The organism is Streptomyces sp. 15-116A (assembly GCF_025290915.1).
Taxonomy (GTDB): Bacteria; Actinomycetota; Actinomycetes; order Streptomycetales; family Streptomycetaceae; genus Streptomyces.
Window position 1 is genome coordinate 1 of sequence record NZ_JAOCQE010000241.1, and the last position, 9,920, is coordinate 9,920.

7 protein-coding genes and 2 pseudogenes are annotated in these 9,920 nt (G+C 71.3%); 7 read left to right on the plus strand and 2 right to left on the minus strand.

Annotated features, from left to right (window positions below):
• The 7 genes and pseudogenes from N4P33_RS35755 to N4P33_RS27835 form a co-directional block, all read left to right on the plus strand.
• A pseudogene (locus tag N4P33_RS35755) lies at nucleotides 1–183 on the plus strand (hypothetical protein); the annotation flags it as partial.
• 82 nt (nucleotides 184–265) lie between these two features.
• Nucleotides 266–2,110 (plus strand): annotated as a pseudogene (locus N4P33_RS27810) (MinD/ParA family protein); the annotation flags it as partial.
• 303 nt (nucleotides 2,111–2,413) lie between these two features.
• Nucleotides 2,414–4,285, plus strand: a complete 1,872-nt coding sequence (locus N4P33_RS27815; RefSeq protein ID WP_260829565.1) for an ABC transporter substrate-binding protein — start codon at nucleotides 2,414–2,416, stop codon at nucleotides 4,283–4,285.
• A gap of 15 nt (nucleotides 4,286–4,300) precedes the next feature.
• Nucleotides 4,301–5,377: an ABC transporter permease gene (locus tag N4P33_RS27820; protein WP_260829566.1), complete on the plus strand. Its 1,077-nt coding sequence runs from the start codon at nucleotides 4,301–4,303 to the stop codon at nucleotides 5,375–5,377.
• Entirely contained in the window at nucleotides 5,374–6,321 is a 948-nt protein-coding gene (locus tag N4P33_RS27825; protein WP_260829567.1) for an ABC transporter permease, read from the plus strand. The genes N4P33_RS27820 and N4P33_RS27825 overlap by 4 nt, the downstream gene beginning before the upstream one ends.
• On the plus strand, nucleotides 6,318–7,391 hold the full coding sequence (locus tag N4P33_RS27830; RefSeq protein WP_260829568.1) for an ABC transporter ATP-binding protein: 1,074 nt from the start codon (nucleotides 6,318–6,320) through the stop codon (nucleotides 7,389–7,391). Before N4P33_RS27825 ends, N4P33_RS27830 begins: the two co-directional genes overlap by 4 nt.
• The gene (locus tag N4P33_RS27835; protein WP_260829569.1) at nucleotides 7,388–8,389 is read left to right on the plus strand and encodes an ABC transporter ATP-binding protein; all 1,002 of its coding nucleotides are present in this window, start codon (nucleotides 7,388–7,390) and stop codon (nucleotides 8,387–8,389) included. Before N4P33_RS27830 ends, N4P33_RS27835 begins: the two co-directional genes overlap by 4 nt.
• 102 nt (nucleotides 8,390–8,491) lie before the next feature.
• Here N4P33_RS27835 and N4P33_RS27840 read toward each other — a convergent pair whose 3' ends face one another.
• Both N4P33_RS27840 and N4P33_RS27845 read right to left on the minus strand, forming a co-directional pair.
• Nucleotides 8,492–9,445 carry a bifunctional riboflavin kinase/FAD synthetase gene (locus N4P33_RS27840; protein WP_260829570.1) on the minus strand — a complete coding sequence of 318 codons (954 nt, stop codon included), beginning with the start codon at nucleotides 9,443–9,445 and terminating at the stop codon, nucleotides 8,492–8,494.
• 132 nt (nucleotides 9,446–9,577) lie between these two features.
• Nucleotides 9,578–9,920: hypothetical protein (locus tag N4P33_RS27845; RefSeq protein ID WP_399030231.1), on the minus strand; the 343-nt coding region annotated here is incomplete at its 5' end.

Genomic DNA, 9,920 nt, shown 5'->3' on the forward strand with positions numbered 1-9,920 from the left:
CAGGACCGCGCGGTGACCGCCCGCAACTGGCGTCGCGGGCACCGCTGGTGGCTGCTGCTCGCCTTCCTCGCAGCCCTCGGCAGCGCCTTCGCCGCGCCCGCCGCGGGCGGCCTGCTGCTCGCCGGGTGCGGCGTCGGCCTGTGGGCGAAGGCCGCCTGGATCGGCCGCCTGGAACGCACCGGGCGCCCAGACGCCGCCCCAGCAGCAGCCCACCCCGCAGGCCGGTTACGGCTTCCCCCAGCCCGGCATCCCCGACAGCCCTGCGCCCCAGCAGCAGCCTGCTCCGGATGCCCAGGGTGGCTACGGCTTCCCGAAGCCGGATGCCGAGGCACCGCAGGCACCGCAGGCACCGGCCCAGCAGCCCAGCCCGCAGGCCGGGTACGGATTCCCGCAGCCCGAAGCACAGGGGTCAGGTGCCGTACAGGCCCCGCAGTCCCAGCCTCAACCGCCCATCCCCCAGGCCGGGTACGGCTTCCCGCAGCCCGGAGCCCAGGGAGCGGAAGCCGCGCAGGCGGTCCCGCAGCCCCAGCCCCAACCGTCGGCCCAGCCCAACCCGCAAGCGGGGTACGGCTTCCCCCAGCCCGGTGCGCCCGCGGCCGGTGGCGGCTACGGCTTCCCGCAGCAGCCGCCCGCGCAGCAGGACCAGCAGCCGGGCGTACCTCCGCAGGCACAGGCCCAGCAGCCCGGCGTCCCCCCGCAGGCACAGCCGCAGCAGACCGGAGTGCCTCCGCAGCCGCAGCAGCCCCACGCGCCCGTCGACCCCCGGGTCGGGGCCGCGTGGCCGCAGCCCATGCAGCATGATCAGCGGCAGCCGACCAACCCCGGTGCCGCGCCGCTCGGTTACACCGCGGCCGTGGAACTGTCGTCGGACCGGCTGCTCAACAGCAAGAAGCAGAAGGCGAAGAGCAGCCGCCCCGCGGCCGGCGGTTCGCGGTTCAAGCTGGGCGGCAAGAAGGAAGAGGCCGAGCGGCAGCGGAAGTTGGACCTGATTCGCACGCCGGTGCTGTCCTGCTATCGCATCGCCGTGATCAGCCTCAAGGGCGGTGTCGGCAAGACGACGACCACCACCGCCCTCGGTTCGACGCTCGCCTCCGAGCGGCAGGACAAGATCCTCGCGATCGACGCCAACCCGGACGCCGGCACCCTCGGCCGCCGCGTGCGGCGCGAGACCGGGGCCACCATCCGCGACCTCGTCCAGGCGATCCCGTACCTCAACTCGTACATGGACATCCGGCGGTTCACCTCCCAGGCCTCGTCCGGGCTGGAGATCATCGCCAACGACGTCGACCCGGCCGTGTCCACCACGTTCAACGACGAGGACTACCGGCGCGCGATCGACGTGCTCGGCAAGCAGTACCCGATCATCCTCACCGACTCCGGTACCGGTCTGCTCTACAGCGCCATGCGCGGTGTGCTCGACCTCGCCGACCAGCTCATCATCATCTCCACGCCGTCCGTGGACGGTGCGAGCAGCGCGAGTACGACGCTGGACTGGCTGTCGGCGCACGGGTACGCGGATCTCGTCTCACGGTCGCTCACCGTCATCTCCGGGGTGCGCGAGACCGGCAAGATGATCAAGGTCGAGGACATCGTGTCGCACTTCGAGACCCGGTGCCGCGGCGTGGTCGTCGTGCCGTTCGACGAGCATCTGGCCGCCGGTGCGGAGGTCGACCTGGACATGATGCGGCCGAAGGTGCGGGAGGCGTACTTCAACCTCGCGGCGATGGTCGCCGAGGACTTCGTACGGCATCAGCAGTCGCACGGGCTGTGGACCTCGGACGGCAACCCGCCCCCGGTCGCCGCCCCGCCCCTGCCGGGCCAGCCGATCCCCGGCCAGCCACAGCCTGGTCAGCCGCACCCCGGCCGGCCCATGCCGGGCCAGCCCTTCCCCGGTGCTCAACCGCCGGTCCCGGGCCAGCACCAGCCGGCCCCCGGCCAGCCCCCGTACCCGGGTCAGCCCGTCCCTGGCCAGCCGGGCGCGTACCCACAGCAGCCGCAGCCGCCGCACGGACAGCCGCAGCCGCAGCCCGGTCAGCCGCAGCCGCCCGCCCAGCCCTACCCGCAGCAGCCCGGGCAGGCGCCGCACACGCCGCCTCCGTCACATCAGTAGGGCGGCCCGCACCCGTCAACCACCCCCCACCGCACACCACACGATCGGCCCCTTTCGAGGGGCCGTTCGTCTTTTCCGGACCACCACACCCGCAGGGGCCGGAATCAGCCGTCACCCCCTGGCCAGGAGCGCGTCAGTGGTCTCGACCAATGGGCGAAAAATGCTCGCCAATTCGTTATTTCCGCAGGCCACATGGGGTGCACGCGCCGTTGACGCGTGCAGATACCGCTGATAGACACACCCCACACTCATCTGATCAACCCGTCCTACCCGTGCGAGCGATGACGCGAGGTCAGCGACCCTATGGACACGAACGATCAGTACGGCGATCAACAGCGCACAGCGCGCACTCCCGGCCGTATGCGGCTCGTCGCGGCGGCCGGTGCCGCCGCGCTCACCCTCACCGCCGGGCTCGCGACCCCGCTCAACCCGGCGCCCCAGCAGGCCCGGGCGGCCGACGACGGCAAGAAGGTGCTGACGGTCGCGGTGGCGCAGAGCGTCGACTCGCTCAGCCCGTTCCTGGCGGTGCGGCTGCTCAGTACGAGCATCCACCGGCTCACCTACGAGTACCTCACCAACTACGACCCCAAGGACAACCACGTCATCCCGGGGCTCGCCACCAAGTGGGAGTCGTCCCCGGACAAGTTGACCTGGACGTACACGATCCGCTCCGACTCCAAGTGGTCGGACGGCAAGCAGGCCACCGCCGAGGACGCGGCGTGGACGTTCAACACGATGATGACCGACGAGGGCGCGGCCACCGCCAACGGCAGCTTCGTCGGGAACTTCGAGAAGGTGACCGCGCCGAGCCCGACCCAGCTGGTCATCAAGCTGAAGAAGCCGCAGGCCACGATGACGGCGCTGGACGTGCCGATCGTGCCCAAGCACGTGTGGGAGAAGGTCGACGACTACGCGAAGTTCAACAACGACAAGGACTTCCCCATCGTCGGCAACGGGCCGTTCGTCCTCACCGACTACAAGGCCGACAGCTATGTGCGGCTGAAGGCCAACAAGGACTTCTGGCGCGGGGCGCCGAAGTTCGACGAGCTGGTCTTCCGCTACTACAAGGACCAGGACGCGGCGGTGTCCGCGCTGCGCAAGGGCGAGGTGTCGTTCGTCGCCGGGTCGCCGTCCCTGACGCCCGCTCAGGCCGCGTCGCTGAAGGGCGAGAAGAACATCAAGGTCAACGACGCCCCGGGCCGCCGCTTCTACGCGCTGGCCACCAACCCGGGCGCCAAGGCGAAGAACGGCGAGAAGATGGGTGACGGCCACCCCTCGCTGCTCGACCAGCGCGTGCGCCAGGCACTGTTCAGGGCGGTGGACCGCAAGACCATCATCGACAAGGTGTTCCAGGGGCACGCCGTGGAGGGCGCCGGCTACATCCCGCCGCGTTTCTCGCAGTACTTCTGGAAGCCGTCGCCCGACCAGGAGCTGGCGTACGACCCGGCCGAGGCGGCCAAGCTGCTCGATCAAGCCGGGATCAAGAAGAACGGCGACGGCAAGCGCGTCGGCAAGGACGGCAAGCCGATCAACTACCGGGTGCTGTGCCACGCCACCGACCCGAACGACAAGGCGATCGGCAAGTACCTCCAGGAGTGGTGGGGCGAGCTCGGCATAGGGGTCACGCTCAACTGCCTGGACAACGTGACCGATCCCTGGCTGGCCGGTGAGTACGACCTCGCCTTCGACGGCTGGTCGGTCAACCCGGACCCCGACTTCGTGCTGTCCATCCACACCTGCGCGGCGCTCCCGGCGACCCCGAAGGACACCGGCGCGACCGACAACTTCATCTGCGACAAGAAGTACGACGAGCTCTACGCCCAGCAGCTCGCCGAGTACGACCCGGCCAAACGGGCGGACATCGTCAAGCAGATGGAGTCGCGGCTGTACGACCTCGGGTACATGAACGTCATGGCCTATCCGAACGCGGTCGAGGCGTACCGCACCGACCAGATCAAGTCGATCACCACCATGCCGGCCAAGGCGGGCAACATCTACGGCCAGGACGGCTACTGGAGCTGGTGGTCGGCGGTGCCCGCGGACTCCGGTGACTCCTCGGGCGACTCGTCGTCGGCCGGTGTGGTCATCGGGATCGTCGCGGGTGTCGTGGTCCTGGTGGGGCTGGGGGCGTTCGTGGCGATGCGGCGCCGGGCCACTGCCGAGGAGCGTGAATAGTGAACACGGGTGCTCATGACCGCTGACGCGGCGTCCGCGCCGATCGAGAAGTCGTCAGCCGCCGGTCCGGTGCAGGACGGGCCGGCGGCGCCCCGCGGGCCACGCGCCCGCACCACCACGGCGTATCTGCGGTATGTGGCGGGCAAGGTGGCGGGCGCGGCCGTGTCGCTGCTCGCCGTGCTCGTCACCAGCTTCTTCCTGTTCCGGCTGATCCCCGGCGACCCGGTGAAGTTCATGACCGGCGGGCGTCAGGTGTCGGCCGAGCAACTGGCCAATTACCGGGAGCAGTTCGGTCTCGATCTGCCGCTGTGGCAGCAGTTCACGGACTACTGCGGCAAGGCGCTCACCGGCGATCTGGGGACGTCGTACCAGTTCAACGCCCCGGTGATCGACAAGATCACCGAGGCGCTGCCGAACACGCTGCTGCTCACCGGTACGGCCTTCGTGCTGTACACGGTGCTGGGGATCTTCCTCGGGACGCGCTCGGCGTGGCGGCACGGGCGGCCCGGCGACCGGCTGAACACCGGCCTCGCGCTGACGCTGTACTCGGTCCCGTCGTTCTGGCTGGGGCTGCTGCTCATCGTCACGCTGTCGGTGGGCATCGGGCCGCTGCCGGGGCTGTTCCCCACCGGGGGCATGGAGTCGGGCGGCGAGGAGGGCTTCGCGTACGTCCTGGACGTGGCGCACCATCTGATCCTGCCGGTGCTGACGCTGGTCGCGGTGGAGTACGGGCAGACGCTGCTGGTGACCCGGTCGGCGCTGCTGGACGAGATGGGCAGCGACTATCTGACCACCGCCCGCGCCAAGGGGCTGCGCGACGATCTCGTACGGCGCCGGCACGCCGTACCGAACGCGCTGCTGCCGACCGTGACGCTGATCTTCATCAACCTCGGGCGGACGGTGGCCGGCGTGATCCTGGTGGAGACGGTGTTCTCCTGGCCGGGTCTCGGCGGGCTGTTCTACCAGGCGCTCAGCGTGCCCGATCTGCCGCTGGTGCAGGGGCTGTTCTTCGTGTTCGCCGCCGCGGTGATCGTGATGAACACCCTGGCCGATCTGATCTATCCGCTGCTCGACCCCCGGGTGGGCCGATGACGACCGAGAACGGCACGACGACACCGGACCAGCGGAAGGCCGTGGCCGTGACGGTGCGTCCACGAGCGCTGGCCCGCCAACGCAGGCGCCGGTCGGCCGCGCGGTTCTGGCGGGAGTACCGCACACACCGGGCCGGGGTCTTCGGCCTGGGCGCGCTGCTGCTGTTCGCGCTGCTGGCGCTGGCCGCACCGCTGCTGGTCGGCTCCGACGTGGACAACGTGACCGACGCGCCGGGCGGCCCGCTGGAGAGCCCGAGCACGGAATTCCCCTTCGGCACGGACCAGTTCGGGCGGAATCTGCTCGGCCTGGTCATCTGGGGTGCTCGGGTGTCGCTGCTGGTCGGCCTGCTCGCCGCCGTGCTGTCGGTGGCGATCGGCACGCTGATCGGGGTGACGGCGGGGCACTTCCGCGGCTGGTACGCGACGGTGATGATGCGGATCACCGACTGGTTCCTGGTGATGCCGACGCTGGTGCTGGCGATCGCGCTGGCCACGGTGATGCCCCGTTCGCTGGTCACGATCGTGGTGGCGATCGGGGTGACGACCTGGCCGACCACGGCCCGGCTGGTGCGCGCGCAGACGCTGGCCGTGGAGACCCGGCCGTACATCGAGCGGGCCCGGGCGCTCGGCGGCGGCCACTGGCACATCATGTCCCGGCATGTGCTGCCCAATGTGATGCCGCTGGTGCTGGCGCAGACGACCCTGATCATCTCCTCGGCGATTCTCGCGGAGGCCACGCTCGCCTTCCTCGGGCTCAGTGATCCGACGGTCGTGTCCTGGGGCGCGCTGCTGCAGGACGCGCGGGAGGCGGGGGCCGTGAGCTCGGGGCACTGGTGGTATCTGGTGCCGCCGGGGGTCGCCATCGCGGTCGTGGCGCTGGCGTTCACGCTGTGCGGGCGGGCCGTGGAACAGGTCCTCAACCCGAGGCTGGGGGTGTCGCGATGAGTCTGCTCGACGTCAGGGACCTGACGGTGACGTACGCGGGCGGCGCGGCGGCCGTGCGCGGGGTGGATCTGCGCCTGGAGGCCGGTCAGAAGCTCGGGATCGCCGGTGAGTCGGGCTGCGGCAAGTCCACGCTCGCGCTGGCGCTGCTGCGGCTGCTCCCGGTGGGCGCCCGGGTCGGCGGGGAGATCCTGCTGGACGGCGAGGACGTGCTGGCCATGAAGTGGGGCCGGGTGCGGGCGATGCGCTGGGCCGGGGCCTCGATCGTGTTCCAGGGGGCGATGCACTCCCTCAACCCGGTGCACCGCATCGGCGACCAGATCGCCGAGCCGATCCTGCTGCACGGCAAGGGGACACCGGCCGCGGCACGCAAGCGGGCCGGGGAGCTGCTGGAGCAGGTCGGTCTCCCGGCGGCCCGTGCGACGGCGTACCCGCACGAGCTGTCCGGCGGGCAGCGGCAGCGCGTGATGATCGCCATGGCGCTGGCCTGCGACCCCCGGCTGATCATCGCGGACGAGCCGACCACCGCGCTCGACGTGATGATCCAGGCGCAGATCCTGCGGCTGATCGAGCAGTTGGTCGCCGACCAGGACGTGGGCCTCATCATGATCAGTCACGATCTGGCGGTGCTCGCCGACACCTGCGACCGGCTCGCGGTGATGTACGCGGGCCGGGTGGTCGAGGAGGGCCCCGCCGCTCAGGTCTACGAGGCCGCCCGGCATCCGTACGCCCAGGCCCTCTCGGCCGCCTTCCCCCGCATCGGCGACCCGTCCTCCCGCTTCGCGCCGCAGGGCCTGGCGGGCGATCCGCCGGACCCGGCGGCCCTGCCGGACGGCTGCACGTTCCATCCGCGCTGCCCGGTGGCGCTGGACTCCTGCGCCACCCAGGACCAGCCCCTGCGCGAGGCGGGCCCGGACCGGCGGGCGGCATGCGTACGCGTCGGGCAGGACGACGCCGACACAGCAGGACCACTGGCCGAGGCACGGCCCGGCGAGGCAGCACCGCCCAGCGAGGCGGCACGGCCTGACGAGGCGGCACGGCCCAGTGAGGAAGCGAGGCACAGCACCCCATGACCCCCTCCCCCGCCGCCGTCACCGAGACGACGGCCGCCCTGCTCAGCGCGAAGGGCGTGCACGTCACCTTCCCCGGCCGGCACGGCGCCCCCACCGCCCGTGCCGTGGACGGCGTCGACCTCGACATCCGTCCCGGCGAGATCGTCGCCCTGGTCGGCGAGTCCGGCTGCGGCAAGACGACGCTGGCCCGCACCCTGCTGGGCCTGGTCACGCCGACCGCGGGCAGCGTCACCTTCGACGGACGGCCCCTGGACTACTCCGGCCGCTCCCTGAAGGCGTACCGCAAGCGCGTCCAGCTGGTCCTGCAGGATCCGAGCGGCTCGCTCAACCCACGGCACACGGTGTACGACGCGGTCGCCGAGGGGCTGCGCATCCACGGCTACGCCGGTGACGAACAGGCGGCGGTCGCCGAGGCCCTGTCCCGGGCGGGACTGCGGCCCCCGGAACGCTTCTTCCTGCGCTACCCGCACGAACTGTCCGGCGGTCAGCGGCAGCGCGTGGTGATCGCGGGCGCGCTGGTGCTGGAGCCCGAACTCCTCGTCGCCGACGAGCCGGTGGCCTCCCTCGACGCCTCCGTCCGCGGCGAGATCCTGGCCCTGCTGCTGCGCCTGCGCACCGACCTGGGCCTGTCCGCCCTGGTCGTCACGCACGACCTGGGGCTGGCCTGGAACATCGCCGACCGGGTGGCGGTGATGTACCTGGGCCGGATCGTGGAGACGGGCCCGGTGGAACAGGTCCTGACGGCCCCCCGCCACCCCTACACCCAGGCCCTGCTCTCGGTCCTCCCCGAGGCCCCCGGCGCCCCGGTCGTCCTCACCGGCGAACCCCCGGACCCGTCCCGCATCCCCTCAGGCTGCCGCTTCCACGCCCGCTGCCAGATCCTGGCGAGCGGAGAGGCGGAACGGGCGGGGGTGGCGGAGGCGTGCAAGGGCCAGGACCTCAAGATCCTGCACGGCAGCGGTGAGGCCCAGGTGGCCTGCCACTGGTCAACACGCTGAGCTTCAGCGCCCCGAACGGGGCGCGGGGCTGTGCTGGATGTGCGGCTCCGCCGCGTGGGCGCGATCAGCCACGGAGCACCCCGCACCCGGCACTCAAGCAGCTCACGCCCCCTGGGCAGCCGCCACCAGCTCCCGGCACTGCTCGACATCCCGGGACATCTGCTCCAGCAACGCGTCCAGCGTCTCGAACTTCGCCTGCCCCCGCACGAACGCCAAGAAGTCCACGGCGACATGCAGCCCGTACAGATCGAGCCCCACCCGGTCGATGGCATACGCCTCCACCGTCCGCTCGGTCCCGTCGAACTGCGGATTCGTCCCGACGGAGATCGCCGCCGGCATCGCCTCGCCCTGCGCGTGCAGCCACCCGGCGTAGACCCCGTCCGCGGGGATCGCGGTGTGCGGCAGCGTCTCCACATTGGCCGTGGGGAACCCCATGTCCCGCCCGCGCTGGGCGCCCCTCACGACGACGCCCTCCACACGATGCGGCCGGCCCAGGATCTCGGCGGCACCCGCGACATCGCCCTCGGCGACCAGACGGCGGGTCAGCGTCGAGGAGAACGGCTCACCGCCACCCGCCTCACCGCTCACGTACAGGTCGACGACCTCGACGTCGAAGTCGTACACCTTGCCCTGCTCGGCGAGGTACTCCACGGTGCCGGCGGCCTTGTGGCCGAAGCGGAAGTTGGGGCCCTCGACGACCGCCTTGGCGTGCAGCTTGTCGACCAGGACCTTGACGACGAAGTCGGCCGGGGACAGCTTCGAGAACTCGGTGGTGAACGGCAGGATCAGCACGGCGTCCACGCCCAGCTCGGCCATGAGTTCGGCGCGCCGGTGATGCGGGGCGAGCAGCGGCGGGTGGCTGCCGGGGCGGACCACCTCGCTGGGGTGCGGGTCGAAGGTGACGACGACGGCCGGCACGCCCAGTTCCCGCGCGCGGTCTACCGCGTGCCGGATGATCAGCTGGTGCCCTCGGTGCACGCCGTCGTAGGAGCCGATGGTGACGACGCTGCGCCCCCAGTCCTGGGGGATGTCCTCCAAGCCACGCCAGCGCTGCACTGTGCCTGCTCCCTGTCGAAACCTCGTCCAAACCGAGTACGCAGGTCTAAGGGTGCCATGCCGCCCGCCCTCGGCCCGCATCGGCATCGGGGCTGTGACGGGGTGCACGTACGCGGGCGGACCGGCCGGGGCTCAGGCCGGGACGGTCACGCCCGCGAGGTTCTCGATGGTGCGGCGGGAGCTGGGGCCGACGACCGCCGCCCATTCCTGCGGCGCGTGCGCCAGCCAGCCGGTCACGGCGGCGGCGAAGCCGGGAACATGCCGGGACAGGTCGACCAGGGCGCGGTCGAAGCGGGCGGCGCCCTCGGGGGTGCGGATCAGCAGCAGGCCGGTGCGGTGGACGAGTCTTCGCAGGTCGTGATCATCGGGTCCATGAAGGCGAGGTCGGTGTAGATGATGCCGTGCCCCTGGCAACGGGGGCAGGCGCCCTCGGAGTTGAAGCTGAACAGGGAGGGGCTGACCTGGTTCTCGCGGG

What these genes read in the sequence shown, in the direction of transcription:
- N4P33_RS27815 (WP_260829565.1), top strand. Translation starts at nt 2,414, where the DNA reads ATGGACACGAACGATCAGTACGGCGATCAACAGCGCACAGCGCGCACT.
- N4P33_RS27820 (WP_260829566.1), top strand. Translation starts at nt 4,301, where the DNA reads ATGACCGCTGACGCGGCGTCCGCGCCGATCGAGAAGTCGTCAGCCGCC.
- N4P33_RS27825 (WP_260829567.1), top strand. Translation starts at nt 5,374, where the DNA reads ATGACGACCGAGAACGGCACGACGACACCGGACCAGCGGAAGGCCGTG.
- N4P33_RS27830 (WP_260829568.1), top strand. Translation starts at nt 6,318, where the DNA reads ATGAGTCTGCTCGACGTCAGGGACCTGACGGTGACGTACGCGGGCGGC.
- N4P33_RS27835 (WP_260829569.1), top strand. Translation starts at nt 7,388, where the DNA reads ATGACCCCCTCCCCCGCCGCCGTCACCGAGACGACGGCCGCCCTGCTC.